The sequence below is a fragment of the Dyella subtropica genome (assembly GCF_026283965.1).
GTDB classification, from domain to species: domain Bacteria; phylum Pseudomonadota; class Gammaproteobacteria; order Xanthomonadales; family Rhodanobacteraceae; genus Dyella_D; species Dyella_D subtropica.
Window position 1 is genome coordinate 36,506 of record NZ_JAPDPD010000014.1, and the last position, 26,993, is coordinate 63,498.

Consider the following 26,993-nt stretch of genomic DNA (forward strand, 5'->3'; position numbering starts at 1 on the left):
CCTCCAGATGAGCGAGGGTTTGCGTTTGATCTTGGGGTCCCCTGTGCAGCGGTGAGGGCTGGACGATAAGGCCCGCAGGGGCATGGGCAAGGATGCCCATGCCTTTTCGACACGACAGGGACGTCGTGTCGAAAAGCCCGGCCAGACCTCACGGACCCGCAGGCGAAGCCGGAGGGCGCGGAACCGGGGTGGCCTCTCTTTTGGTTACTTTTCTCTGGCCAAACAGAGAAAAGTGACCCGGCCTCCGGCAGGAGGACGGAAGCCCGCGGCAGGCGAGCCAGGTCGCGACAACGCGAGCATCAAACGGCAACGCCACTGGACCCCGGCCTACGCCGGGGTGACGAAGTAGAAGCAGTGTCGCGAGCACCCGCCCCTCACCCCCAATCCTCTCCCTCGCACACAAATCGGTAACCGGGGAGACAAGGCAGGGGGCGAGCGCCTTGAAAAGGATGGCTCTCAGGCGCTGAGACGGGCAAAGTGCTATCTTGATTATCGGCCCGATAATCAAATGCGCATCCCATGCCCCGTTCCGACCATGGTGGATCCCGTCCCGGCGCTGGCCGCCCTGCGGGCGAGGCCAGCCAGCGCATTCGCGTGCCGGAAAGCCAGGTGCCGGCGGTGCTGGCCTATCTGGACGCCTACCGCCAACCCGCGTCGCTGGAGGCGCCGCGCCCGGTATCGCTGAACCCCTCGACGGTCGCGCTCACCGCCTTCACCAGCCGGGTGCCGGCGGGTCTGCCAAGTGCCGCGGACGACCATGTCGACGAGGTGGTCGATCTCAATGAACACCTCGTCCTTCCGGGGCATGAGCCGAGCACCTTCATCATCCGGGTATCCGGCTGGTCGATGATCGGCGCGGGCATTTTCGATAACGACGAAGTGCTGGTGGATCGCGCGCTGAAGGCACGGCAGGGCGACATCGTGGTGGCGATCGTCAACGGTGAGTTGTCGATCAAGCGCCTCGGCAAGGTGGATGGCCATATCGCCCTGCTGCCCGAGAACGCGCACTTCAAACCCATCGTATTCAAGGAAGGCGAAACCCTGGAGATCTGGGGTGTTGTCACCAAGTGCCTGCGCAATCTGCGCTGAGCGGCCATGGGCAACGTCGTCGCGCTGTCGTCACTGATCCAGGGCCGCCAGGTCTGGAAGGGACAGGCGGCGCCGATTCCGGGCAGCAGCCCGACGGGATGGCAGCTGCTCGATGCCGCGCTGCCGACCGGCGGCTGGCCCGACGCGGCGCTGACGGAAATCCTGCTGCCCGCGGATGGCGTCGGCGAGCTGCAGCTGGTGCTGCCCACCCTGGCGCGCCTCACCCAGGCAGGCCGCAGCGTGATGGTGATCGCGCCGCCGTATACGCCTTATGTTCTTGGCTGGGAACGGCGCGGTGTGGCGATGTCGCAGGTGGACATCGTGATGGCCGATATGCGCGACGCGCTGTGGGCGGCCGAGCAATGCCTGCGCTCGGGCAGTTGCGCGGCGGTGCTGGCCTGGCCGACGCAGGCGGACGACCGCGCGCTGCGCCGGTTGCAGGTGGCCGCCGATACCGGCAAGGCGCTGGCCTTCGTCTTCCGCGACCGGCGCCATGCGGTGCAGGCGTCTCCGGCGGCCTTGCGGCTGGAACTGGAAACGGAGCCTTCACTGCAAGTGCGCGTGCGCAAGTGCCGCGGCGGCAACGCGCCTGCACAGCCCGTGCCCTTGCACGCCGGCTGGTCATGAGAGCCTGTTCAATACCTCCGCGCGGCCCGAGTTGGCCCGCTGTGGGCACCAGCTGGCGATGCGCGGCTTGGCCTGACAGCCAGTCAGGCGCTGCGCCACGCCCCACCACCTGGCACCCACAGCGAACCAACTCGGGCTGCTCAGAGATATTGAACAGGCTCTGAGGAGGGCGCGTCATGCTGTGGGCCTGCGTACTGCTGCCGCATCTGGCGCTGGATGGTGTCCTTCGACGCCGCCCTTCCTCTGACGCGCCTTTGGCGCTGGTGACCGGGTCGGCGCAGGCGCGCACGATCTTCGCCGCCAATGCGCCGGCTCGCGCCGCCGGTTTGCGCGCTGGGCAACGTCTGTCGGCAGCGCAGGCTTTGCTGAGCCAGTTCGAGACGATCGAGCACGACCCGGAGGCGGTGAAACGCTGGCATCGTTTTCTGGCCGCATGGGCGTATCGCTACAGCTCCGAGGTGACGTTGTTCCCGCACGCGATCGTGCTGGAGGTGAGCCGGAGTCTCGGTCTGTTCGGACCCTGGCCGCGCTTTGAGCGCTTGCTGCGCGACGATCTTGTGTCGCTGGGTTTTCGCCATCGCGTGACGCTGGCGCCGACCGCGCATGCCGCCTATGTGTTGGCGGGCATGCACGATGGCCTGGCGGTGACCACGCCGGAGACTTTGCAGCGTGCGCTGGGCGCGGTGTCGATCGCGCATGCTCGCCTTCCGCCGAAAGCCGCTGCATCTCTGCCGATGATGGGCATCCGTCAGCTGGGGCAGTTGCTGAGCTTGCCGCGCGCCAGCTTGCAGCGCCGCTTCGGCAGCGAATTGCTGGACTACCTGGATCGGCTGACCGGCGACGCACCCGAGTTGATGGAAGGCTATCGGCCACCCGATACGCTGGACCTGCGCATGGAGTGGACGCATGAGATCGAGCAGGTCGAGGCGCTGATGTTTCCACTGCGCCGATTGACCGGCGATCTTGCCGCGTACCTGGCGGGACGCGACGGTGGTGTGCAGCGCTTCGTGCTGGAACTGGAGCATCGCGCGGGAGCGCCGACGCGCGTGAACGTGGGCCTGCTCGCTGCAGAGCGCGATGGCGCGCTGTTGTTCGAATGCGCGCGTGGACGGCTGGAGCGCCTGGAGCTTCCGCAGCCCGTCGTGGCGATGCGACTGATGGCGCGTGAGCTTCCGCCGTTCGTGCCGGCCGGGCGCGATCTGTTCGATACGCGCCCCGCGAACGCCATGCCGTTGGAGCAGTTGCGTGAGCGTTTGCGTGCGCGGCTTGGTGAGCGCGCCATCCATCGGTTGCGGCGCACGATCGATCCCCGTCCCGAACATGCGCAGACGACAGCCGAGGACATGAGGCTTCCGCCGGTGGTGACATCACTGCCACGCCCGACCTGGCTGCTTGGCACGCCGATACCGCTGCGCGGACAAGTCACGGTACTGGCCGGCCCGGAGCGCATGGAAACAGGCTGGTGGGACGGCGGCGATCTGCGCCGCGACTACTACGTAGTGCGCACTGCGCAAGGGCAGCGTGCCTGGGTATTCTGTCCGCCGGGTGAGCCGGGCCAATGGATGCTGCACGGGTGGTTCGCATGAACACCTATGCCGAGCTGCATTGCCTGTCGAATTTTTCGTTCCAGCGGGGCGCGTCGAGTGCGCGCGAGTTGTTCGATCGCGCCAAGGCATGTGGCTACTCCGCGCTGGCGATCACCGACGAGTGTTCGCTGGCCGGCATCGTGCGTGCGCATGAAGCCGCGCGCGATACCGAGATCCAACTGATCGTCGGCGCCGAATTCCAGCTGGACGATGGTCCGAAGCTGGTGCTGCTGTGCGAGAACCTGGCCGGTTACAGCGCGTTGTGCGCCTTGATCACGCGTGGCCGGCGTGCGGCAGAGAAGGGGCGTTATCGCGTTTCACGGCACGACCTGGCCGATGGCTTGCCCGGCACGCTGGCGCTGTGGATACCCGCGGCCGAACCGGATCGCGAACACGGTGCATGGTTGCGCTCACTGTTCGGCGATCGCCTGTGGCTGGCGGTGGAGCTGCATTGCGGGCCGGACGACGCCCAGCGCCTGCGGACACTCGAAACTCTGGCGGCATCGCTCGGTATAGCGATGGTGGCTGCTGGCGATGTTCACATGCATGTGCGTCGTCGTCGTGCCTTGCAGGATGTGCTGACGGCGATTCGCCATCACCTCACCATGGCGGAAGCCGGCGCGGTGCTGTTCAAGAATGGCGAGCGTCATTTGCGCACACGCGATGCGCTGGCGGCGATTTACCCCGCGGCCTTGATGGAAGAAAGCGTGCGCATCGCCGGACGTTGCCATTTCAGTCTGACGGAGTTGCGCTACCGCTATCCCGCCGAGTTGGTGCCGGCAGGGCATACGCCGGCCACGTGGCTGCGGCATTTGACGGAGAAGGGCATCCGCTGGCGTTGGCCGAGTGGCGCGCCGGCCAAGGCGCTCGCCCAGATCGAGCACGAGCTTGGACTGATTGCCGCGCTCGGCTACGAATCCTATTTCCTCACTGTGCAGGACATCGTCCGTTTCGCCCGTGACGAAAACATCCTTTGCCAAGGGCGCGGTTCGGCGGCGAATTCCGCTGTCTGCTATGTGCTGGGCGTGACCGAGGTGGATCCGGATCGCATCAATCTGCTGGTCGAACGTTTCATTTCCATCGAGCGTAACGAGCCACCGGATATCGACGTCGATTTCGAGCACGAGCGGCGCGAGGAAGTGATCCAGTACATCTATCGCAAATACGGTCGCGACCGCGCCGCGCTGGCGGCCACTGTCATCAGCTATCGCGGCAAGAGCGCCGTGCGCGACGTGGCGCGTACCCTGGGTCTGCCGACCGACCAGATCGATATGCTGTCCAAGGTGCTGGCGTGGTGGGATGGTGAGGAGCCGCTGGACGGGCCATTGCGCGAGCGCGGTTTCGACCCGGCCAGCCCGGTACTGCAGCGCGTGTTGAAGCTCACGGCCGAGCTGCTGGATGCTCCGCGCCACCTGTCGCAACACGTGGGCGGCTTCGTAATCTCCGACCAGCCGCTGTCGCAACTGGTGCCGGTCGAGAATGCCGCCATGCCTGATCGCACCATCATCCAGTGGGACAAGGACGATCTGGATGCGTTGGGCTTGCTCAAGGTGGATTGCCTCGCGCTCGGCATGCTGACTTGCGTGCGTAAATGCCTGGATCTGCTGCGCCAGCATCGCGGCAAGGATCTGACGCCCGACACCATCCCGAAAGAGGATCCCGATACTTACGCCATGATCCAGCGCGCCGACACCATCGGTGTGTTCCAGATCGAAAGTCGTGCGCAGATGGCCATGCTCCCGCGGTTGCTGCCAAAGAATTTCTACGACCTGGTGATCGAAGTGGCGATCGTGCGGCCGGGGCCGATCCAGGGCGACATGGTGCACCCGTATCTGCGACGCCGGCGTGGTGAGGAGGGTGTCGACTATCCATCTGAAAAGCTGAAGCCGGTGTTCGAGCGCACGTTGGGCGTACCGTTGTTCCAGGAGCAAGTCATGAAGTTGGCTATCGTGGCGGCCGACTACACGCCCGGTGAGGCTGATCAACTGCGTCGCGCGATGGCCGCCTGGAAGCGGCATGGCGGTATGGAAAAACACCGCGAACGCATTACCCAGGGCATGCTTAAAAATGGCTACACCGCCGAATTCGCGGCGCGCCTGTTCGAGCAGATCAAGGGCTTCGGCTCCTATGGTTTTCCCGAGAGCCACGCCGCGAGTTTCGCCGGCATCGTCTACGCCAGCAGCTGGCTGAAATGCCATGAGCCGGCGGCGTTCACCTGCGCCTTGCTCAATGCGCAGCCGATGGGTTTCTACGGACCGAGCCAGATCGTGCAGGACGCACAGCGTCATGGCGTGACGGTGCGGCCGGTCGATGTGCGTTACAGCGAGTGGGACAACACGCTGGAAGCCGACGCGAGCGGTTCGCTGATGCTGCGGCTCGGACTCCGTCAGGTACGCGGATTCAGAGAGGACGTTGCACATCGTTTGTCAGGCGCGCGTCAGCACGGTGCCTTCAGCGACATGGCCGACCTATGCGCACGCGCCGGACTCGATAGCCACCATCAGGAGGCGTTGGCCGAAGCGGGCGCCTTGCGCGGCCTGGCCGGCCATCGCCACCGCGCACGGTGGGCCATCGCCGGTGTCGAGCCGCAGCTGCCGTTGTTCGGTCACGCGAGTCCAAAGGAACAGGCCATCGTGCTGCCGCCGCCATCGCAGGCCGAAGACACCCTGGCTGATTACGCGCGCGTGGGTCTGAGCCTGGGGCCGCATCCCATGCAGCAGATTCGTGCCCGATTGCGGGCCGCGCGTTGCGTGGATTCACGCGCGCTACGCGATCGCCCCCATGCCAGCCAAGTGCGCACCGCCGGCTTGGTCACACAGCGCCAGCGACCGCAGACCGCAAGCGGCGTCACCTTCATCACGCTGGAAGACGAGTACGGGCCGATCAATATCGTTGTCTGGAGTCAGGTCGCCGAGAGGCAGCGACGCGTTTTTCTGGAGGCGCGCCTGATGGGCGTCGATGGGCAATGGGAGCAGGTGGATGGTGTCAGTCATTTGATCGCGCATCGGCTGATCGATATGAGCGAACTGCTTGGGCCGCTCGACAGTCGGTCGAGGGACTTTCATTGAGGCGCTTTCAACCAGAAGCGAACACTCTTCAAATCATGACGTTCTCAGGACTGTTCATGGATCGGCTGTTTGCCGAGTGCGTTATTAAAGCGAGAGTTGCTCAGAAGGTTTGCAACCGGGGCCGCAAGCACGGAGCGCTGCCCGCACACCCGGCTTGCGGCCCCCGGCTGCAAGCCTTCTGAGCCTCTGAAGAGCTCATCGGGCCGCGCCATGCGATTGAGATGGCGAACAAGCAGCCACCCACACCTACGACCCAATGGAACCGGTTTGTCAGTCGACGAGTTGGTTACGCCGGCTAGATCGGAAGACCTGTCTCGATGACGGAACAAATAGCCGTCTCTGCATCAGGCACAGGCTCAGGTACAACGAACTCAAGGCAAGACCCCGCCATATGCCGACGTCGCTGCTGCCAACACCAACAACGAGTTCAGATGCAGAGAACAAGAAGAGCAATCCTGTTGCGACCAGGCAAATGTTCCGCAAGCGGTATTCGCGAGATAGGCGACTGGTGAAGGTCTTCATGCAGCCATTGTGCGGTTGCATTCCATAAAGATGCGATATGGCGGAATCGGCTCGCCATATAGATAGCGTAAATTCTTTGCCGTTGCGGATAGCGTCCGTAGCGGATTCAACCTCCCAGTGCATCAGCCGGCGCCAAGCCATCGCGACAACCGAACGGCAACGACACTGGACCCCGGTCTGCGCCGGGGTGACGAAGTTGAAACGGTGTCGCGAGCACCCGCCCCTCACCTCAATCCTCTCCCCCGTGCACAAATCGGTAAACGGGGGAGAGGAGGCAGGTTGCAGACGTCTTGAAAGGGATGGCTTTAAGACGTCACCAATCCGTAGGCCGATAGTCCTTCAAGAATTGGCCCCACACGTGTTCCCCGGTGTTGATGCCGTGGATGATCGGGTCGACGATGCGTGCGGCGCCGTCGACGATGTCGAGCGGCGGGTGGAAGCGCTCTTCGACGACCTTGCGCGCGGCGATGTCCGCCGGGTCTTCGTCGGTCACCCAGCCGGTGTCGACGCTGTTCATGTGGATGCCGTCGTTCTGGTAATCGGTCGCCGACGTGCGCGTCATCATGTTGAGCGCGGCCTTGGCCATATTGGTGTGGGGGTGGCGCGTGGTTTTGAAGTTACGGTAGAACTGGCCTTCCATCGCGGACACGTTGACGATGTGTTTGTCGCGCTCGGGTGTGCGCAGCATCAGCGGCTTGAGTCGCGCATTGATGATGAATGGCGCGATCGCGTTGACCAATTGCACTTCCAGGAGTTCGACTGAGGGCACTTCAGCCATCAGTAGCCGCCAGGAATTGCGGCCACGCAGGTCGACCTGTTGCAGGTCCTGGTCGAGCCTGCCTTCGGGAAACAGGTGGTGTTGCGCCAGCAGTTCCTCGGGCAGCAGCGGCAGTTGCGACAGTTCAGCGGCACGAGTCAGTCCGGCCATGTTGGAGGCGTTGCCGCGCGGCATCATCATCGAAGTGCCGGCTTCGGGAAGCATGTGCGAGTTGCGCAACCCTTCGTAGTGACCGACCAGCTTGCGTACGGTTTCCGGCATGTCATGCAGCGCGGCGGTTTCGCTTTCCATCATGTGCGCATAGAAATCCGGTGGGCGGCGCACGGTCTGGCAGGCGTTGTTGACGATGAAATCCAGTCGCGACCGGGTGGCGGTCAATTCCTGGCAAAACGCCTCCACGCTGGGTGTGTGGCGTAGATCGAGGCCGTATATCTGTAGACGGTGTTCCCAGTCGCCAAAGTCGGGTTCTTCTGCGTAGCGTGCCGCTGAGTCGCGTGGAAAACGCGTGGTGACAATCAATTCGGCACCCGCGCGCAGCAACTTCAGCCCCGCCTGATAACCGATCTTTACCCGGCCGCCGGTGAGTAGCGCGACGCGGCCGCGCAGGTCGGCGGTTTCGGTGCGCTTGGCGTAATTGAACGGCGCACACGTCGGGCACAGTTGGTCGTAAAAGAAATGGATGGCCGAATACTTCTGCTTGCACACATAGCAATGCTGCGGCTCGATCGACTCGCGTGGCTGCACGGCATCCGCGGCGGCCTGATCGTCAGCGACATGTTTGTCGTGTGGCTCGAAGCCGACCGGTGCGAACACATTCGGCGTTGTGAATACCGGTTTGCGTCGCAATGCGCGAATGCCGGTTTGATGCAGCACCGAATCGTCAGCCTGAATCTTCGAGGCATGTCGCGCCTTCTCCGCCGCTTTCAGCTTCGCGCGACGTGTGGCGGGATCAGGGTGGTAGACGCTGGCGACCGCTTGATGCAGGCGAGCGCGGTCCGGGGCTGGGAGTTGTTCCAGCCGTTGCGGGTCGGCAGCAAGCCATTCCAGGAGCTCCGTCGCAGCGCGCAGGTTGTCGAGGAGGGCATGGTCTGCGTCATCTTGCGAAGGCAGGGTGGAAGTGGTGTTCGTCAAAATACTTTCCGGAGTCGGGTGGCCAGGCGATCAGCATCACCATCGGGATAAAAATGTCGCCGCAGGGGCGTCGGCTTTGCCGCTAGCGCATCCGCCGCGGAGTTTCAGCCCAACAGGCTGCTGGCCGCGCCGAACGCAATGAGCATGATCACCGCCACCGCCAGGCAGGCGCTGGTGGGTTTGATGCGGCGCGAGTCGAAGCGTGGCACCAGGCGCCACAGCAGCGCCGCGCCGATCACCATGTTGGCGACCATGAAGGCCCGCCACCAGGCGGTCTTGATCACGGCGGCGGCATCGAACTGCGCGCCGGTGCGCAGCAGCACGAGAGCGATGACTACCACGTCGATCATCATCCACAGCAGGCAGGCGAGGTAGGTGCGGTTGAACACCACCGGGCAGCGCTCGATCCAGCGCAGCACAGCCCAGGCGATGATGGCGATGAACAAGGCGCCTATGCTGCTGTAGAGCACCCACCACAGCAGGCTGCTGAGCAGGACGAGGAAGGTGTTCATGCGGATTCCCCTAAGCCGAGGCGGCGCAGCAGTTTGTCCATCAGCCAGGCTGGGCCGATCAGCAGGTAAGCGAGATCGGTGAGGAAGCTGGGGCGGCGTCCTTCGATGGCGTGACCGATGAATTGGCCGACCCAGGCCACGGCGAATACGCCGAGCGCGCACCACAGCAGCGTCATCGATCCCAGTTGGCGATAGAGCAATTCGGTAAGCAGGTCGAGCAGCACGAAAAAGATCAGCAATGCACCGGCCAGCTTGCGCGAATGCTTCCAGTACCAGGCGAATGCCAGGACTTGCGCACCCACGGACCAGAACCCCGGCCGTCCGAGCATCGATGGCACCGGCAGGGTCCATAGCAGGGCCACCACGCACCACACGATCAACGGCACGCAGATCCAGTGCAGCAGCCGGTTGGTGGGATGCTGGTGATCGCGGCTGTAGCTGTCGAGCCAGTCGCGCATGCTGCGTGGACCTTGTGTGTCGTCGGTGGGCTGCATCAGAGGGTCCTTAGTGCGCGCTGCTTTTGGAGAACAGGTTGAGCACCAGTACGCCGGCCACGATCAGGCCGATACCGAGCATGCCGGCGAAGTCGAGCTTTTGCCGGTAAGCCACCACCCCGATCAGGGCGATCAACGCCGTGCCGACCCCCGACCACACCGCGTAGGCGATGCCGATGGGGATGTGGCGCAGGGTGAGGCTGAGGCAATAGAAGGCGACGCCATAGCCGGCTATCACGGCGATGCTCGGAACCAGTTTGCTGAAACCTTCGGAGGCTTTCAGCGCACTGGTTCCGATGACCTCGGCGACGATTGCGATGCCGAGATAGAGCCAGGCGTTCATCCACTCAATCCAGTGTGATGCCGGCGAGACGTTGCAGTGCTTCGGCGTACTTGGCGGAGGTGCCAGCGATGACGTCGGCGGGCACGCGCGGGCCCGGCGCCTGCTTGTTCCAGCCCTGCGTTTCCAGGTAATCGCGCACGAACTGCTTGTCGTAGCTCGGCGGGCTGATGCCTACGCGGTACTGATCGGCCGGCCAATATCGCGTGGAGTCCGGCGTCAGCATTTCGTCCATGATGTAGAGCTTGCCGTCCTCGTCCGTGCCAAATTCGAACTTGGTGTCGGCGAGGATGATGCCGCGCTCGGTGGCATAGGCAGCTGCCCACCGATAGATGGTCAGCGTCGCTTCGCGCACTTGTTCGGCGAGATCGGCGCCAACGGCGGAGACCACCGCATCGAAGCTCACGTTCTCGTCGTGATCGCCCACGGCGGCCTTGGTCGACGGTGTGAAGATCGGTTCCGGCAGTTGCTGCGCCTGCTGCAGGTCGGCGGGCAGCTTGATGCCGCACAGCGAGCCAGTGGCTTGGTAGTCCTTCCAGCCCGAGCCAATCAGATAGCCGCGTGCAATGGCTTCCACCGGCACCGGCTTCAGGCGGCGCGTGACCACGGCGCGCTTTTCGTACAGCTTCAGGTCGGTGCCGGCAGGCAGCACGTCGCTGAGCGGCGTATGTAGCAGGTGGTTGGGCACCAGGTGTTCGGTCTTGCCGAACCAGAAATTGGAGATTTGCGTAAGCATCTCGCCCTTGCCGGGGATCGGGTCGGGCAGCACGACGTCGAACGCCGAGAGGCGGTCGGTGGCCACGATGACGAGGCGGTTGCCTGGCAGCGCATAGACGTCGCGCACCTTGCCGCGATGGATCAGTTCCAGGCCGGGCAGGTTCGATTGCAGCAAGGTGGTGGGCACGACGGGCTCCTGGGCGATGCGATGGGGCAGGTGAGCGCGACATTGTACCGGCTGATGCCTGTCCTGCAGTCAGAGGGCTGGCCGCAGCACCCCGGGAAGTGCCGATTGGGCTGCTAGAATCGCTCCCCTTTAACCCCATGTGTGGCCGATGCGAATCGTACTGACAGCGGCGCTCAGTCTTGCCGCCAGCCTGCCCACTCTCGCCGCACCGGCCGCGAAGCCTGTGCGCCTGGGCCTGTGCGCGGCCTGCCATGGGGAGACTGGCATGGCACAGATTCCCGGCGCCCCTCATCTCGCGGGCCAGAAGCTGGATTACCTGCGCGAAGCCCTCAAGCAATACCGCGATGGTCGCCGCAACGTGCCGCTGATGCGCGCCGCCATCGGCCCGGTCAGCGACTCCGATCTGGATGAGCTGGCGCGCTGGTACAGCGCGCAATCGCCGCAGCCCCAGGAAAAGGACAAGGGCAAGCCATGAACGTGTCCTGGACCCTGCTGCTCGCCTTTCTCGGCTTGATCTTTGGCCACGGTCTGCCCGGGGCCATCGTGGGCGGCATCGCCGGTTTCATCATCGATAGCCTGAAGCAGGGCCAGCGTCGCCGCGCTACGCCCGAGGCCGGCGGCTACATCGGTCCGCTGTTCGCTTTGCTGGGCGCGGTGGCGAAATCGGATGGGCGCGTGTCGGAGGCGGAGATCGCCGTCGCCGAACGCCTGATGTCGCGCATGGGCCTGGACGTCGAGCAGCGCAAGCAGGCCATCGGCAGTTTCAATAGCGGCAAGCAGCCTGAGTTCGATGTAACCCCTGCCATCGATGGCCTGCGCCAGTGGGTGGGCATGCGTCGTGACCATGCCTTCCCGGTACTCGACGTAGTGATCGAAACCGTGCTGGCCGAGGGCAATCCGCCGCCGGAGAAAATGTCGATCCTGCGCCAGCTGGCCTTTGCGCTGCGCGTCAGCGATATGGAGCTGATGGCGCTGATGGCGATGAAGGGCTACGCCTGGAACGCCGCCGCTGGCGGCCAACGTCGCGGTTACGGCACGGGTTCCAGCGGCGGCAGCTATGTGCCGCCTCAGCGCAACACCAACGGTCCTGATCCCTACACCGTGCTCGGCATCGAGCGCAGCGTGGACGACCGCGCGGTGAAGCGGGCCTATCGCAAGCTGATTTCCGAGCACCACCCCGACCGCCTCGGCGATCTGCCCGAAGACATGCGCAAGCGTGCCGAATCCCGCGCTAGCGAGATCAACGCGGCTTACGAGCGGATCAAGGCGGATCGCGGGTTCAAATGAACTCGTTCAAATAACATCGACGTGCAGGAGCCCACCCTGTGGGCGACCCTCGCATGCGACAGCGTTACCACTTCGGATCGCGCACAGGGTGCGCTCCTACAGGATTCACGTCATGAGCAAGCAAAGCGCCGTCATCGCCCCATCCATTCTCTCCGCCGACTTCGCCCGCCTCGGCGAGGACACCGCCAAGGCGCTGGCGGCCGGTGCCGATTGGGTACATTTCGACGTGATGGACAACCACTACGTGCCCAACCTCACCATCGGGCCGCTGGTGCTCAAGTCACTGCGCGACTACGGGATCACCGTGCCGATCGATGTGCATCTGATGGTGAAGCCGGTGGACCGCATCGTGCCTGACTTCGCCAAGGCCGGCGCCAGCCTGATCAGCTTCCACCCGGAAGCCAGCGAGCATGTGGATCGCACTATCGGTCTGATCAAAGACTCGGGTTGCCAGGCTGGTCTGGTGTTCAACCCGGCTACGCCACTGAGCTGGCTGGATCACGTGCTCGACAAGTTGGACCTGGTGCTGATCATGTCGGTCAACCCCGGTTTTGGCGGCCAGAAGTTCATCCCCGGCGCGCTGGACAAGCTGCGCGAGGTGCGCCGCCGCATCGACGAGAGCGGTCGTGCGATCCGGCTTGAAGTGGATGGTGGCGTCACCGCCGACAACATCGGCCAAATCGCTGCGGCGGGCGCCGACACCTTCGTGGCCGGTTCGGCCATCTTCAATGCGCCGGACTACCGCACGGTCATCGAAGCCATGCGCAAGGCCATTGGCTAAGCCATTGCGCAAATAAAAATCCCGGCGCAGGGGAGGCGCCGGGAAAAGGACGTCGGAACGACGTTCAGAGGAGACCACATTGGCTGCACCCGATGCTCCTGCGTGCTCCACGGCAATGGAACGGGTGCCCACCGCAAATTGAGACAGGCTTCCACCCGATTGGTTCCCGGTGGTTACAGTTTTCTGTTGAACAAGAAAAAGCCCCGCGCAAGGCGGGGCAGGAACTCACCAACGGGGGCGGGATCTTCCTTGAGGGCGGTTACAAGAGACTGCCAGTCCGGGTTGGGCTCCTCGCCCTAGTGACCGGCACGATTCCCTTCGCACCGGCCACCCCCATGCGTTCCACGGCAACTCTACGGAGTCGGTTCAAGTCCACGGGGGCTCAGTGGATGCTCATGATCAGGCCGAGCAGCAGGGCGCCAAGCGCCAGCGTCACGCGCAGGGGTTCAAAGCTGCGCAGTTCGGCGTTTGGGTCGACGTTGGGTTGGCTGTGCTTTGACATGGGTGCCGCTCCGCTTAGGTGTGTGCCATTGGGCACTACCGAAGGGCATTTGCGGTGATATGAAATGGCGCAGCGAAGGCAGCTTCTGGCAAATGGCCGGCGCGCCAACCGATATGTAAAGAACAGGGTAGCTTGGTTACTGTCGATCAAACGGAGTGTTGGTCATGCCAAAAATGTGGGTGAGAAAAGCGTCGTTCTTTTATCTGCTGATGGTGGGGGGCATGGCTTCTGCGCATGCGAGCGGCACGTGGCAGGACGCTCGCTCAGTGGCGTCCAGTCTGGCGGATGCGAAAACCGCGAAGTCGGATCAAGGGCTGGCCGATTTGCAACAAACGAATTGCCCTGCGGGTCTCGAACGCTTTGTGCCGGGCAGCTACTACTACTGCGTCGGCGTGCGTGACTTGGCCAGAAACGAGCCTGAAAACGGTGCAGCCATGCTCAAGACCGCGGCGGGATGGGGCAACAAATCGGCGCAATATCTGTTGGGCGTTAGCTATTACAGGGGCGCGGGTTTGCCGATGGATCGCGCGCAAGGTTTGGCTTGGCTGGAGCTGGCTGCAGAGCGCAAAGATCCGACCTATATCGCGGCTCTTCAGGAAGCCATGAGAGAGGCGACTCCGGACGAGCAGGCCAAGGCAAGCACGCTGTGGCAAAGCATGGTTTCCACCTATGGGGATAGTCACGCAGCCCGACGCGCAGAGCGACGCTATCGGCACGAGCGCGATGTTCTGATGCAGAACGAGGTGTACGGCTCCAAGGTCTGTATTGCCGGCATCACCTCGGTGGATGTTGCCCGGGCTGACCCGAGAGTTCCCGACTATGACTCCGAGTCCCAGTGCAGGAACGCCCAGCCGGTGGCTTTGGCGGCAGCCAAGCTGGATACGTTCGAGGATCAATTGCTGGAAGGCTGGTCGGGCCACGTGAGCGTGGGACAGCTACAGCAGGTGTCTTCACCCCGAAACTGAAAGGGCGGGCTGCCGGCATCGTGTGGCAAAATGCGGGCGGCCTTCTCTTGCGCCTTGCGCACAAGGTTCGGGCATAGCACGCTGCGCACCATTGTCAGACAGGGAACCGCCATGGGCCGCAGTATTGCCATCGTCGAAGACGAGCCGCTGATCCGCGCGAACTACGTCGAGGCGTTGAATCGCTTCGGCTACGACACGCGCGGCTATGGTTCGCGCCAGGAGGCTTCCAGCGCCTTCGCCATGCGCTTGCCAGAATTGGTGATCATCGACATCGGCCTGGGCGATGAGCCGGAGGGCGGTTTCGACCTGTGTCGCGAGTTGCGCGCAAAGTCGGCGACGCTGCCGATCATCTTCCTCACCGCGCGCGATTCGGATTTCGACGTGATCTCCGGCCTGCGCCTGGGCGCGGACGATTACCTCAGCAAGGACACCAGCTTGCATCAGCTGGCGGCACGCATCGCGGCACTGTTTCGCCGCATCGAGTCGTTGAAGGCGCCGGCTTCCAGCGAGACGGTGATCGAGCATGGCCCGCTCAAGCTCGAATCCGAGCGCATGCGCATCACTTGGAACAGCGAAGAAATCCCGCTCACCGTTACCGAGTTCTGGATGGTGCATACGCTGGTGCGCTTCCCCGGTCATGTGAAGAACCGCGACCAGCTGATGCGCGAAGCTGAGCTGGTGGTGGACGATGCCACCATCACCTCGCACATCAAGCGTATTCGCAAGAAGTTCATCGCCATCGCGCCGGAGTTCGATGCCATCGAGACAGTGCACGGCGTGGGTTATCGCTGGAGACCGTGATGCGCACGTGGCTGCTTGGTTTTCTGCTTGCGCTTGCGTCGATGGCGCAGGCCGGTGAGGCGTCTGGCGAGAAGACAGCGATGATTTATGGCAAGCCTGACGGCGCCGTGCCGGGCTGGTCTATCGTCACGTTGGTGCCCCAAGGTTGGACACAGGATTGTTGCCAATACGCCAAAGCCATCGGCGTCAATCTGGTGCTTTATCGCGGTGAATGGACGGGTGAACCGAATCGGGTGATGGTGCTCAACGTCTGGCCCCAAAAGCTGCCGACGCTGGCAGCGGAGTGGCAGGACGACAAAAAGCACTATCTGCAACGCGATCCGGCTGCCAAGGTGTCCGCGTTTGCGGTCAACAACCCGAAGATGGCCTGCCAGGGTGGCCTGTATCAGGGCACCGATCATATGGACGACGTCGTGGTGTTCTGCGACCCCGGCAAAGCCGCCGGCATCCACCTCAGCTGGTCGATGACCGTAGCGGCCAACGATGCGTCGCGTGGAGAGGTGCTTGAGCGCTTCAAGCGGGTCGTCGAGCAATCCATCTATATGAAATACGAGCCCGGGCACCGTCCGGCGGATGCGACCAAGCGTTGAATAGTCCCTCGATGCCGGCGGCCGGCGATAAAGTGGCGCCATGACGCTCCGCCGCAAGCTGCTTCTTGTCGCCCTGTGCACGCTGGCTTTGCCGGTGGGCGGCTGGTTGTACGTGCGACAGATGGAAATGCTGTTGCGCGAAGGACAGGAACAGGCGTTGGTGGCATCGGCACGGGCGGTGGCGCGCAGCTTGGTAGTGACTCATGCGCCGCTGCCACAGGGCGACGCCGGCTGGTATGTGCAGCGGACGGCCAACCCGATCACGGTAGACGGTTACGGTGACGACTGGGCGCCGTTGACGCCGTGGAGCCAGCCGCTGGAGGGGCACGGCAAACTGCTGCTGGCCGAGGACAAGGATTGGCTTTACGTCTACATCGATGTGCGCAGCACGCATCGCACGCGCGCGGACGCGGAGGACGCCAACGCACTTGCGGCCGATCACCTGATCCTGGGGTTGGACAAGGGCGGGCAGCAGCGTCGCTATTTGCTGGCGAGTGCCGCGCCTGGGCCGGTCACGGCGCGACCACTGGACCCTGCTGTGGAGAAATTCCCCGATTTGCTGGTTGCGCAATGGCAAGAAGATGGTAGCGGCTATCGCGTGGAGCTGCGCCTGCCTCGAAGCCTGGGTTTGGAAGGGCTTGGTGTCGGCGTGCACGATGCATCCGCTGCCACCGGCACCGACCCGCAGTCGGTCGAGATGCGTCCGCTGCTGAGTTATTCCGCAACGCTGTCGAAGGAGTTGTCCCAGCTCGCACCGGACAACGTGCAGGCGCGCGTGCTGGCGCCGCAGGGATGGCTGCTCGCGCGCAGCGGCCGGCTCGGTACGGCAACGGCCGCGGCTTCCGATCAGCCGGGCTGGTTCGCTTCGCTGATCTATCGTTCGCTGCTCGCCAATCGCCTCGAGAATGCAGAGCCCTGGACCGATGACGCGCCACGGCTGGACGTGACCGAAGTAAAGGCGGCACGCGACGGCAACCCGGCCACCTTGTGGCGACGTGGCGAGGCGCGCGGCAGCGTGGTGTTGGCCGCTGCTGTGCCGGTTGGCCAGGGCGGCAAGGTGCAAGGCGTGTTGCTGCTGGAGCAGGCAAGCCGCGCTGTACCCCTGCTGGCCAACCGTGCATTGCTGGGTTTGTTGATGACCAGCTTCGGCGTGTTGCTGGTGGCAGGCGCCATCTTGCTGGCCTTCGCGACCCGCTTGAGCTTCCGCCTGGCTCGTCTTCGCGACGCCGCCGAGCAGGCGCAGGTCAACGATGGCCGTCTGGACGGCCAGGTGATGATCGGCAAATTCCCGATGACTGACGCCGAGGACGAGATCGGCGACCTCGCACGCAGCTTCGAGAGCCTGCTGGAAGTGGTCGGCGGCTATACCGACTACCTGCGCACGCTCGCGTCCAAGCTGTCCCACGAATTGAATACGCCGCTGGCCATCGTGAAGTCCTCGCTGGACAACCTGGAGCACTCCCTATTGGATCGGGCGGCGCTGCCACCCGACGCGGCGCCCTACCTGGCGCGTGCGCGTGACGGTGTGGCGCGATTGGGAGCACTGGTGCGCGCGATGAGCGAAGCCAGCAGGATGGAGCGAGCCATCGCCGCCGCCGAGCCGGAAGACGTCGATCTGGTCGAAGTCGTGCGCGGTTGCGCCGACGCCTACCGCCCCCTGGCCGGCACACGGCGACTGGATTGCCTGCTGCCGAAGACGCCTCTGCATCTGCATTGCGCACCAGAACTGATCGCCCAGGCGCTGGACAAACTCTTCGACAACGCCCTTTCGTTTACACCGGAAACCGGCTGGTTGCGCCTGAGTCTGCGCGCCATCGACCACGGCGCGGAGATCGAGCTGGCCAATCAAGGTTCGCCGTTGCCGGCCGCGATGCACGGGCGCCTGTTCGATTCGTTGGTGAGCCTGCGCGACAAAGCCACACCAGGCGATGCCCCCCATCTTGGCCTCGGGCTCTACGTAGTGAGGCTGGTAGCCGAACGCCACCACGGCGTGGCCTCAGCGCGCAATCTCGACGATGCCAGCGGCGTCGCCTTCACGCTGCGTCTGCACGGTATGCCGCGTCAACGCCTGTAGGAGCGCACAGGGTGCGCTCCTACAAAAACGTCAAGGCGAAGCCAGCGCCACCCTCCGCACGATCCAGCCCCCCGCCTCATGCAGCACTTCAATCTGCCGCGTACTCGGCGCACCGCAGTCGCCGGCCTTCTCCCGGCAGGCGGCAAGGGAAACCCGCAGATGCTGGTCATCGCTCAATTCGAAATCTGTCAGCCGCTCGGTCGCCTGGCTGGCGGCATTTTCCAATGCCGTGCCGATGAAGACACCGCTGCGAAACACATATAGCTGCAGGTTGTCTGGGTGGCAGGCGCTGTCGTAGCCAGAAGCGGCTTCAGCTACGTAAGTATCGCCTTTGCGTTGCGCGCGACCGGTGAGCAGGCGCTGGCCACCGGTCAGCAGGAAGCGGTCCTCGTCATTGCGCGGACCGGGTGCGGCTGCGCAATGCGTGGTGTCGGGGCGGACAGTGGTGTTGTCTTCGTCATCCGCGGCTTCCAGCGGTTGCAGCGGGCGCGGAATGTACGGCTGCTGCACGAGTGCAGCCGGCGGCGGCTGCAGTGGCCGATGCAGCCACAGCGTCAGGCCCACCACGCCGATCAGCAGGCTGGTTACGGCCCAGCCGCGTCCGCGCGTGCCGGGATGGCGAAGCAGCCATAGCAGCGTGCCCAGGCCCAGCAACAGGGCGATCGATGCCAGTGCAGGCCATAGCAGGGCCAATACGGAAACGCAGACAGCAGCGATGGCCCAGCGCGAGACCGCGGTGCTGGGCTGGTTGGGCATCGGTGGCGGAGTCGCGGTGGCATGCGTCGCTGGCAGGGGTGGGGGGAGCGAGGCTTTGTGCGCGGTCGATGCCGGCGCCCACGGAAACCATTGCTGCCCGCCGTCGTGACACCACTGGTCGCCCGCTTCGGCGTAGCGGGAAAGCACCGACTGAGGCAGCGGGCCACGCAGCTGTCCTTGGCGTAACAGCCAGACAAGAGGCGCGTCGTCGGGTGCCACGTGGGCCTCGACGCCCATCTCTTCCAGTTGCGCAGCCTGCGCCTGCGCTGCGGCCTGTTCCAGTCCGCGACGGATTAGCAATGGCGCGCGTTCGAATACGCGTTGGCGGAAGTCGGCGCCCTCCATGCCGAAGGCACCGGCCATGCGCTCATGCACAGCAGCGGGATCCTGGCCGTCCAGCAGGCGGCCAGTGAGCACAAGGCAATAAAGATCCATGTCCAATCCCCCGAGGCGCCGAGTCCTGCGCCGATGTCCCAAGGGTAGGTGTGTGCCCGAGGGTGCACAAGCGGGATTTCGGTTCGTTGCACGGCTATGCCTACAATGGCCGCCCCAAGTTCCTCCCGTTTGGCCTTCCGGATCCCCGCAACGTGATCTCCCGAGACGAATTCGACGCGCTGGTTGCCCAGGGCCACACGCGCATCCCGCTGGTGCGCGAGGTGTTCTCCGACCTCGATACGCCGCTGTCGGTGTACCTGAAACTGGCTGATGGCCCGTACACCTTTCTCTTCGAGTCGGTCGAGGGTGGCGCCACCTGGGGGCGCTATTCGATCATTGGTTTGCCGGCGAAGCGCGTGTACCGCCTGCGCGGGCACGAGCTGGAAGTGGAGGATTCAGGCGAAATCACCGAGCGTCGCCATCTCGACGATCCGCTGGGCGAAATCGAGAAGCTGCGTCTGCAGTACGACGTGCCGCGCCTGCCGCAACTACCCGCCTTCAGCGGCGGCCTGGTTGGCTATTTCGGTTTCGAAACCATCGGCTACATCGAGCCGCGCCTGGCGCAGTGGGATCGCGCCGATGAGCTGGGCACGCCCGATGTGCTGCTGATGCTCGCTGAAGAAGTGGCCGTGTTCGACAACCTCAAGGGTCGGTTGTACCTGATCGTGCACGCCGACCCGTCGCAGCCGCATGCCTATGCGGAGGCGCAGCGCCGATTGGATGCGCTGGTGTACCGCCTGCGCCAGGGTGGCGCTTCGTACCCGCAGCTGACTCAGTCCATCGCGCTGGATGAGGGCGATTTCAAATCCTCCTTCACCAAGGAAGAGTTCGAGGCGATGGTGGAGCGTGCGAAGGAATACATCCGCGCCGGCGACATCTTCCAGGTGGTGCCCTCGCAGCGTCTGAGCATCGGTTTCCATGCACGCCCAGTGGACGTGTATCGCGCATTGCGTGCACTCAATCCCTCGCCGTACATGTATTTCGTCGATCTCGGCGGGACGCAGATCGTTGGTTCCTCGCCGGAGATTCTGGCGCGTCTGAAGGACGGCAAGGTGGTGGTGCGGCCGCTGGCTGGTACCCGCAAGCGCGGCGCCACCGAGGAAGAAGATCTGGCGCTGGAAGCTGAGCTGCTGGCCGATCCGAAAGAGCGCGCCGAGCATGTGATGCTGATCGACCTTGGCCGCAACGACATCGGCCGCATCAGCGAGACCGGCAGCGTGGAAGTGAGCGAATCGTTCGCCATCGAACGCTACTCGCACGTAATGCACATCGTCTCGCAGGTGCAAGGCAGGGCCCGTCCGGGGTTGGGTTACATGGACGTGCTCAAGGCGACGTTCCCCGCTGGCACGCTCAGCGGCGCGCCGAAGATCCGCGCGCTGGAAATCATCCAGGAGCTGGAGCCGTACAAGCGCAACATCTACGCCGGGGCGATCGGCTGGATCGGCTGGTGGGGTGATGCGGATACCGCCATCGCCATTCGCACCGCCGTGATCCAGGACGGCCGCCTGCACGTGCAGGCCGGCGCCGGCATCGTCTATGACTCCGATCCCGCCGCCGAGTGGGAGGAGACCATGAACAAGGGGCGCGCGCTGTTTCGCGCGGTGGCGCAGGCGGCGAAAGGGCTTTAGGCTGATGCTCGGTCACTCATCAAGGATGACGCTGTGAGCCTTTCCATCATGCGATACGGCATCGTTGCGCTGCCGCTGTTGTATTCGCTCACGGCATCCGCGCGTGAGCCGTCCACGTTGCCGTGGGCGGACGATCCGTATAGCCGCATGAAAGCGATGGCGATGCTGCAGTCGCTCAACGCCGATCTATTGAGTCACCCAAGCGCGACGCTGACGCTGGAACGCTGGTGCGGCGCGCATCATCTGGCCCATGACGCCAAGGTGGTGGCGCGACGTGTGCGTGGTGCGAACAAACCCTTGCCGGAAGGCGCGCGCGAACTGCTTGGTATTGGCGCGGATGAGGTGGTGCGCTACCGCCAGGTGCAGCTGGTCTGCGGCAACTTGGTGCTGTCCGAGGCGGATAACTGGTATGTGCCATCGCGGTTGAGCGACGAAATGAACCGCGAGCTGGACGGCACGGACGTGCCGTTCGGCAAGGTGGTGCAGTCGCTGCATTTCCGTCGACAGACACTTTCGGCAGAGTTGTTGTGGTCGCCGCTGCCGCCGGGTTGGGATGTGGAAGGGGCGTCGCTGCCACCCTCCACACAAGAACCGTTGCGGATTCCTACGCATGTGTTGCAACACCGGGCGATCCTGGTGGCGCAGGACAGTCGGCCTTTCAGCCTGGTGGTGGAGAGCTATACGTCGAACGTACTTGCGATGCCGTCGACGGTGTTGCGGCCCACTCCCTAGCGTCGTCCCTTGCCCTGTCAGGGGGGCGAGGCTTGCGCCAACCTGGCGCCAATGGCACACGTTCCAGTCATTTCGAGGTGCGGGCGTGGCGACGCGCACAGGTCATCTGTGGCATCAAATGGCCGGCTATACTGTAGATTCCCTTGCGGCCCTGGGTGTCGCATGTCTGCAGGCTCGCCATGCTCTTGATGATCGACAACTACGACAGCTTCACCTTCAACCTCGTGCAATATCTGGGCGAGCTGGGACAGGAGGTGAAGGTGGTGCGAAACGATGCGCTCGACGTGACCGGCATCCGCGCGCTGCGGCCGTCGCACATCATGATTTCGCCGGGGCCGGGCACACCGGATGATGCCGGCGTATCGCTCGATGTGCTGCGCGAACTGTCGGGCGAGATTCCAGTGTTCGGTGTATGCCTGGGGCATCAGGCGATCGGTCAGGCTTTCGGCGGCAAGGTGATCCGGGCCAAGCAGATCATGCATGGCAAGACGTCGCCGGTACGCCATCGCGGCCAGGGCGTGTTCGCCGGCCTGCCGAATCCGTTCGAGGCTACGCGCTATCACTCGCTGGTGGTGGAGCAGTCTTCGTTGCCCGACTGTCTCGAAGTGACCGCGTGGACGGAGAACCCCGACGGTTCCATCGACGAAATCATGGGCCTGCGCCACAAGACGCTGGCGGTGGAGGGGGTGCAGTTTCATCCCGAATCGATCCTGACCCAGCACGGCCACGATCTGTTGCGTAACTTCATTGGCTTGCCGCTGAAGCTGGCCGCATGAGCGGGCAGGGACGCAGCATCACCATCACGCCGCAGGAAGCGCTGCAACGCACGATCGAGCACCGCGAGATTTTCCACGACGAGATGATCGAGCTGATGCGGCAGATCATGCGCGGCGAGGTGAGTCCGCTGATGACCGCGGCGATCATCACGGGCCTGCGCGTGAAAAAAGAAACCGTAGGCGAGATCACCGGTGCCGCACGTGTGATGCGCGAACTGGCGGCCAAGGTGGAGGCGCCGCCGCACGATCATTTCGTCGACATCGTCGGCACGGGCGGCGATGGCGCGTCCAGTTTCAATATTTCCACTGCGTCGATGTTCGTGGCCGCCGCCGCGGGGGCGCGTATCGCCAAGCATGGCGGGCGCAGCGTGTCGTCCAAGTCAGGCAGCGCCGATGTGCTGGAGGCGTTGGGCGCATCGATCGACCTGTCGGCGGCCAAGGTGGCGCAATGCATGGCCGAGACCGATATCGGCTTCATGTTCGCGCCTAACCATCATCCGGCGATGAAAGTCGTGGCGCCGGTGCGCAAGGAAATGGGGGTGCGCACCCTGTTCAACATCCTGGGGCCGCTGACCAACCCGGCTGGGGCGCCGAACATCCTGATGGGCGTGTTCCACCCCGACCTGGTGGGCATCCAGGTGCGCGTGCTGCAGCAGTTGGGCGCGCGTCACGCGCTGGTGGTGTGGGGGCGCGACGGGATGGACGAAATCTCGCTGGGCGCGGCAACCCTGGTCGGCGAGCTGCGCAACGGCGAAGTGCGTGAATATGAGGTGGAGCCGGAGGACTTCGGCCTGGCCATGGCCTCCAGCCGCAACCTGCGCGTGGAGAACGCCGCGGAGTCCCGGGCCATGCTGCTGGACGCGCTGGAAGGGCGTGGTGGCGTGCCGCACGACATTGTCTGCCTCAATGCCGGTGCGGCGCTGTATGCGGCTGATGTCGTGAATTCGATCGGCGACGGCATCGAGCTGGCACGCGCGACCATTGCCAGAGGGGCCGCTCGTGCAAAAATGGACGCTTTCGTGGCGACCACCCGGCGTCTTGCCCAGGCATAGGCCAAAGGCTGTAGGGGCGCACATCTTGTGCGTGTAGCGCCAACGGCGTGGTGACGTTGTACCCTTACTCGCGCACTGCCCTGCGCTCCTGACGAACACAGCCGACCATGACCGACATCCTGCAACGCATCCTGACGCGAAAGACGGAAGAAATCGCCGAACGCAGCGCCAGGTTGCCGCTGGCCGAACTCTCCGCGCGTGCAGCCGACACACCGGAGACGCGAGGCTTTGCCGCCGCCATCGAAGCGAAGATCGAGGCCGGCCTGCCGGCGGTGATCGCCGAGGTGAAGAAGGCCAGCCCGAGCAAGGGTGTGATCCGTCCCGATTTCGATCCGGCCGCGATCGCGCGCAGCTACGAGAAGGGCGGGGCGGCCTGCCTCTCCGTGCTGACGGACAAGGATTTTTTCCACGGCAGCGAGGACTTTCTTCGGCTGGCACGTGATGCCTGTTCGCTGCCAGTGTTGCGCAAGGATTTCGTGATCGATCCGTACCAGGTATACGAAGCGCGCGTGATCGGTGCGGACTGCATCCTGCTCATCGTCGCTGCGCTGGGTGATGCGGCCCTGCTCGAGCTTTCGTTGCTGGCAGCGGACCTGGATCTGGACGTGTTGTGCGAAGTGCATGACGCCGAGGAGCTGGAGCGCGCACTGGCCCTGCCGGTGCCGCTGATCGGCGTGAACAATCGCAACTTGCGCACGTTCCAGACCTCGCTGGAGACCTCGCTGGATCTGCAGCAGCTGATGGAATATGACCGCATCCTGGTCAGCGAGTCGGGTATCCACACGCCTGGCGATGTGGAGCTGTTGCGCGATGCCGGCATCAATGCGTTTCTGGTTGGTGAGGCCTTCATGCGCGCCGACGATCCGGGCGCCGAGTTGAAGCGGCTGTTCACCGCGCTCTGACCCATATGTTTGCAGGGGAAGATGTGAAGGTCATGCCAGGGACGGTGGACGCGAGAGCTTATGTGCCGCGCACCGTATTGTTCGATTTCGATGGTGTGCTGTTTCGCGGGGACTCGTTTGGCGTGTTCATGCGCGAGCGCTTCGGCCAGTCGCTGTTCCGTCGCCTGATGCTGGTGCCAGCCTTGCCGTGGATGCTGGTGACCTGGCCGATTTCATGGCGGCTCCCGATACGAACCGCCGTGCATATCGGGCTGCTCGGGCTGAGCGAGCGGCGTTATACGGAGGCAGCTGCGGCCTTTGCGGCCTCGCTGGTGCGCCGCCCGGGCCAGTTTTCCCGCGATGGCCTGCATGCACTGCGCCGCCATCAGGCGGCTGGTGATCGAGTGATTGTGGTGACCGGCTGCGAGCAGACGGTGGTCAGGGGCATTCTCGACCAGCTGGGGCTCGATGAGCTGGAAGTACTCGCTTCGGAACTGAAGCCTGGGCTTTTGGGGATGCGCGTCAAGTTCCACAACGTGGGGCGACGCAAGCTGGTCAAGCTGAAGGCGGCCGGCGTGGTGGAGTGGCAGCTGGCGTACAGCGATTCGCTGCAGGACATTCCCATGTTGAAGCCGGCGACTGAGGCCGTGCTGGTCAATGGCACGCCCAAGGTGTGCAAGCGGCTGGAAAAGGTCTTGGGTCGCACGATCACCCGCGTCGACTGGTTCTGATCCAGCCGGCATGGTCACTTGTTTTGTGGTCGTCAGAGTGATTATGTTAGTGCTTACATAATTACTGAGTTCCGTCCATGTACCTGTCTTCGCTCGCCGAGCTGGCGCTCGGCAGTCGTCTCAAAGCACTCAGCGATCACTTTTACGGTGCAGCCGACGAGGTTTATCGCGCCTGCAACGCGCAGATCGAATCGCGCTGGTTCCCGGTGTTGCGCTATCTGTGGGAAAACGGGCCAAGCACGGTTGGCGATGTGGCGTCCGCCATCGGCCAGACCCACTCCGCCGTCAGCCAGCTGGCTGACAAGCTGGTGCGCGCCGGCATGCTCAGGCGCAAGCGCGATCCCGCGGACGGTCGGCGCAGCGTGCTCACTCTCACGGATAAGGCGAACCGTTCGTTGTCCGGGCTCGGTTTGATCTGGTGTTCGATCCGGCGCGGCGCGGTGGCGGCGCTGGGAAGCGAGGGCGAAAAACTGCTGTCGGCGCTGGCTGCGTGCGAGAAGGCCCTGCAGGAACGGCCGATCGTCGACACCATCCTGGCCGAGCACGCCGCGCTGAGCTCCGCGCCGCTGGAGATCGTGCCTTACGAGCCTGTGCTGGCCGGGCACTTCTATCGCCTCAATGCGCAATGGCTGCAGCGGCACTTCCAGTTGGAGGAGATCGATCGCCAGATGTTGAGCGACCCGGAGCGTTATGTATTGGCGCCTGGTGGGGTGCTGCTGTTCGCCCGGCTGGGCGGCGAGGTCATCGGCACCTGCGCCTTGCTGCAGGAATCGCCGGGTGTGTACGAGCTCTCGAAGATGTGTGTGGACGAGACCTTCCGAGGGCTCGGCGCCGGCCGGCAGCTGCTCGATGGCGTGATCGCCGAGTTTCATCGGCGCGGCGGGAAGGAGCTGTTCCTGGAATCCAATAGCCGCTTGAAGACCGCACTGCGCATGTATGAGCAGGCGGGTTTCGTCATGCAGCCGGGCACGCGGGCAGGCTCGCACTACGAGCGGGCCGATGTGTACATGATTTACGCGCCGCCGACAGCGTCGGTGCGAAAGAAGGCGCGCAAGAGCTGAGCGGCCCCGCAAAGCAACATCCCGGCTTGCGCCGGGATGTTTGTGCAAGAGTGAGCAGTGAAGCTGGCGCTTAGCGCGTGCCTCGCACCACGATGGTCTTGCCAGCCACGTCGATCATCCCCTGCTCCTCCAACTGCTTGAGCACGCGGCCCACCATTTCGCGCGAGCAGCCGACGATGCGGCTCACTTCCTGGCGCGAGATGCGGATCTGGGTGCCTTCCGGGTGGCTCATGGCGTCCGGCTCCTGGCACAGATCCAGCAGCGTGCGGGAGATGCGGTTGGTGACGTCCATGAAGGCCATGCGGCTGACCTGGCGTGAGGTGCGCAGCAGGCGATGGGTGAGCTGTGAGCCGATGGCGAACAGGATCTTCGGGCATTCCTCACGCAGCGGGCCTTCCATCAGATGGAACAGGCGCTCGTAGCTGATTTCGGCCATTTCGCACGGCGTGCGGGTGCGCACCATGGATTCGCGCTGCGCCTGCTCCACAAATAGGCCCATTTCGCCGATGAACTGGCCACGGCTGAGGTAGGCCAGGATCAGCTCCCGCCCCTGCTCGTCCTCGGTGCAGACGGCCAGCGAGCCGTCGATGATGTAGTACAGCGTATTGGCCGGGTCGCCCGGACGGATGATGGCCGTCTTGCCCGGGTAGCGACGGCGGTGGCAGAGGGCCAGGAACCGCTCCATCGACGCCGGGTCAGGCGCAAAGTTGGCAGGAGCCTGGGATCGTTCAAAAGCTTGTTGTAGTTGGTATTTGAGTTGCGCCACGATCTGTCCTAACGAAGTAGGGTCAAGCCTGCCGCCAAAGCGGCAGGGCTCGCAGGTCTAAATCAGTCCCCGCGGCATTATGGCAAACAAGTCGAGCCTGCCAAGGTTCAGTTTTTCCTTTTTT

The 26,993-nt window shown here is 64.0% G+C and carries 25 protein-coding genes; 18 read left to right on the top strand and 7 right to left on the bottom strand.

Annotated elements, in window-relative coordinates:
- Nucleotides 1-519 precede the first annotated feature (519 nt).
- From OUZ45_RS13355 to OUZ45_RS13370, 4 genes are all read left to right on the top strand, one after another.
- Nucleotides 520-1,089, top strand: coding sequence for a LexA family protein (locus OUZ45_RS13355; protein WP_266170614.1), 570 nt, complete (start codon nt 520-522; stop codon nt 1,087-1,089).
- Between the two features lie 6 nt (nt 1,090-1,095).
- The gene (gene imuA, locus OUZ45_RS13360) at nt 1,096-1,716 is read left to right on the top strand and encodes a translesion DNA synthesis-associated protein ImuA (protein WP_266170615.1); all 621 of its coding nucleotides are present in this window, start codon (nt 1,096-1,098) and stop codon (nt 1,714-1,716) included.
- Nucleotides 1,717-1,892: 176 nt separating this feature from the next.
- Nucleotides 1,893-3,302, top strand: coding sequence for a Y-family DNA polymerase (locus tag OUZ45_RS13365; RefSeq protein WP_266170616.1), 1,410 nt, complete (start codon nt 1,893-1,895; stop codon nt 3,300-3,302).
- Nucleotides 3,299-6,370: an error-prone DNA polymerase gene (locus OUZ45_RS13370; protein ID WP_323137555.1), complete on the top strand. Its 3,072-nt coding sequence runs from the start codon at nt 3,299-3,301 to the stop codon at nt 6,368-6,370. The genes OUZ45_RS13365 and OUZ45_RS13370 overlap by 4 nt, the downstream gene beginning before the upstream one ends.
- Before the next feature lie 835 nt (nt 6,371-7,205).
- On the opposite strand, the gene OUZ45_RS13375 is transcribed toward OUZ45_RS13370, so the two are convergent.
- The 5 genes from OUZ45_RS13375 to OUZ45_RS13395 form a co-directional block, all read right to left on the bottom strand.
- On the bottom strand, nt 7,206-8,801 hold the full coding sequence (locus OUZ45_RS13375; RefSeq protein ID WP_266170618.1) for an SDR family NAD(P)-dependent oxidoreductase: 1,596 nt from the start codon (nt 8,799-8,801) through the stop codon (nt 7,206-7,208).
- Between the two features lie 104 nt (nt 8,802-8,905).
- A complete protein-coding gene (locus tag OUZ45_RS13380) occupies nt 8,906-9,313 on the bottom strand; it encodes a hypothetical protein (RefSeq protein WP_266170619.1) in 408 nt (135 codons plus the stop codon).
- The gene (locus OUZ45_RS13385) at nt 9,310-9,807 is read right to left on the bottom strand and encodes an Mpo1 family 2-hydroxy fatty acid dioxygenase (protein ID WP_266170620.1); all 498 of its coding nucleotides are present in this window, start codon (nt 9,805-9,807) and stop codon (nt 9,310-9,312) included. Before OUZ45_RS13385 ends, OUZ45_RS13380 begins: the two co-directional genes overlap by 4 nt.
- Before the next feature lie 10 nt (nt 9,808-9,817).
- Entirely contained in the window at nt 9,818-10,150 is a 333-nt protein-coding gene (locus OUZ45_RS13390; protein ID WP_266170621.1) for a DMT family transporter, read from the bottom strand.
- 4 nt (nt 10,151-10,154) lie between these two features.
- Entirely contained in the window at nt 10,155-11,051 is an 897-nt protein-coding gene (locus OUZ45_RS13395; RefSeq protein ID WP_266170622.1) for a phosphoribosylaminoimidazolesuccinocarboxamide synthase, read from the bottom strand.
- A gap of 148 nt (nt 11,052-11,199) precedes the next feature.
- Between OUZ45_RS13395 and OUZ45_RS13400 the strand changes: the two genes are divergently transcribed.
- The 7 genes from OUZ45_RS13400 to OUZ45_RS13430 all read left to right on the top strand — a co-directional run bounded on the left by OUZ45_RS13400 (nt 11,200) and on the right by OUZ45_RS13430 (nt 18,051).
- The gene (locus OUZ45_RS13400) at nt 11,200-11,526 is read left to right on the top strand and encodes a c-type cytochrome (protein ID WP_266170623.1); all 327 of its coding nucleotides are present in this window, start codon (nt 11,200-11,202) and stop codon (nt 11,524-11,526) included.
- Nucleotides 11,523-12,338 carry a co-chaperone DjlA gene (gene djlA, locus OUZ45_RS13405; RefSeq protein ID WP_266170624.1) on the top strand — a complete coding sequence of 272 codons (816 nt, stop codon included), beginning with the start codon at nt 11,523-11,525 and terminating at the stop codon, nt 12,336-12,338. The genes OUZ45_RS13400 and djlA overlap by 4 nt, the downstream gene beginning before the upstream one ends.
- 112 nt (nt 12,339-12,450) lie before the next feature.
- Nucleotides 12,451-13,119, top strand: coding sequence for a ribulose-phosphate 3-epimerase (gene rpe / locus OUZ45_RS13410; RefSeq protein ID WP_266170625.1), 669 nt, complete (start codon nt 12,451-12,453; stop codon nt 13,117-13,119).
- Nucleotides 13,120-13,776: 657 nt separating this feature from the next.
- Nucleotides 13,777-14,586, top strand: a complete 810-nt coding sequence (locus OUZ45_RS13415; protein ID WP_266170626.1) for an SEL1-like repeat protein — start codon at nt 13,777-13,779, stop codon at nt 14,584-14,586.
- Nucleotides 14,587-14,697: 111 nt separating this feature from the next.
- Entirely contained in the window at nt 14,698-15,387 is a 690-nt protein-coding gene (gene pdsR, locus OUZ45_RS13420; protein WP_266170627.1) for a proteobacterial dedicated sortase system response regulator, read from the top strand.
- Nucleotides 15,387-15,977 (top strand): hypothetical protein, encoded by a 591-nt coding sequence (locus OUZ45_RS13425; RefSeq protein WP_266170628.1) that lies wholly within the window; start codon nt 15,387-15,389, stop codon nt 15,975-15,977. The genes pdsR and OUZ45_RS13425 overlap by 1 nt, the downstream gene beginning before the upstream one ends.
- 40 nt (nt 15,978-16,017) lie before the next feature.
- Nucleotides 16,018-18,051 (top strand): ATP-binding protein, encoded by a 2,034-nt coding sequence (locus OUZ45_RS13430; protein WP_266170629.1) that lies wholly within the window; start codon nt 16,018-16,020, stop codon nt 18,049-18,051.
- A gap of 30 nt (nt 18,052-18,081) precedes the next feature.
- Here OUZ45_RS13430 and OUZ45_RS13435 read toward each other — a convergent pair whose 3' ends face one another.
- Entirely contained in the window at nt 18,082-19,242 is a 1,161-nt protein-coding gene (locus OUZ45_RS13435; protein ID WP_266170630.1) for a hypothetical protein, read from the bottom strand.
- A gap of 152 nt (nt 19,243-19,394) precedes the next feature.
- Here OUZ45_RS13435 and trpE point away from each other — a divergent pair, with 152 nt between their 5' ends.
- The 7 genes from trpE (at nt 19,395) to OUZ45_RS13470 (ending at nt 26,103) form a co-directional block, all read left to right on the top strand.
- Nucleotides 19,395-20,870: an anthranilate synthase component I gene (gene trpE / locus OUZ45_RS13440; RefSeq protein ID WP_266170631.1), complete on the top strand. Its 1,476-nt coding sequence runs from the start codon at nt 19,395-19,397 to the stop codon at nt 20,868-20,870.
- Between the two features lie 33 nt (nt 20,871-20,903).
- On the top strand, nt 20,904-21,602 hold the full coding sequence (locus tag OUZ45_RS13445) for a hypothetical protein (protein WP_266170632.1): 699 nt from the start codon (nt 20,904-20,906) through the stop codon (nt 21,600-21,602).
- A 179-nt stretch (nt 21,603-21,781) separates the two neighbouring features.
- Complete coding sequence (locus tag OUZ45_RS13450) at nt 21,782-22,378, top strand: anthranilate synthase component II (RefSeq protein WP_266170633.1); 597 nt, start codon at nt 21,782-21,784, stop codon at nt 22,376-22,378.
- Nucleotides 22,375-23,430, top strand: coding sequence for an anthranilate phosphoribosyltransferase (gene trpD / locus OUZ45_RS13455; protein ID WP_266170634.1), 1,056 nt, complete (start codon nt 22,375-22,377; stop codon nt 23,428-23,430). The genes OUZ45_RS13450 and trpD overlap by 4 nt, the downstream gene beginning before the upstream one ends.
- A gap of 107 nt (nt 23,431-23,537) precedes the next feature.
- The gene (gene trpC / locus OUZ45_RS13460) at nt 23,538-24,332 is read left to right on the top strand and encodes an indole-3-glycerol phosphate synthase TrpC (protein ID WP_266170635.1); all 795 of its coding nucleotides are present in this window, start codon (nt 23,538-23,540) and stop codon (nt 24,330-24,332) included.
- Between the two features lie 62 nt (nt 24,333-24,394).
- Nucleotides 24,395-25,042 carry an HAD family hydrolase gene (locus OUZ45_RS13465; protein ID WP_323137556.1) on the top strand — a complete coding sequence of 216 codons (648 nt, stop codon included), beginning with the start codon at nt 24,395-24,397 and terminating at the stop codon, nt 25,040-25,042.
- 77 nt (nt 25,043-25,119) lie between these two features.
- Complete coding sequence (locus OUZ45_RS13470) at nt 25,120-26,103, top strand: bifunctional helix-turn-helix transcriptional regulator/GNAT family N-acetyltransferase (RefSeq protein WP_266170636.1); 984 nt, start codon at nt 25,120-25,122, stop codon at nt 26,101-26,103.
- A gap of 70 nt (nt 26,104-26,173) precedes the next feature.
- Here OUZ45_RS13470 and crp read toward each other — a convergent pair whose 3' ends face one another.
- Nucleotides 26,174-26,869 (bottom strand): cAMP-activated global transcriptional regulator CRP, encoded by a 696-nt coding sequence (crp, locus tag OUZ45_RS13475; protein WP_266170637.1) that lies wholly within the window; start codon nt 26,867-26,869, stop codon nt 26,174-26,176.
- Between the last annotated feature and the right edge of the window lie 124 nt (nt 26,870-26,993).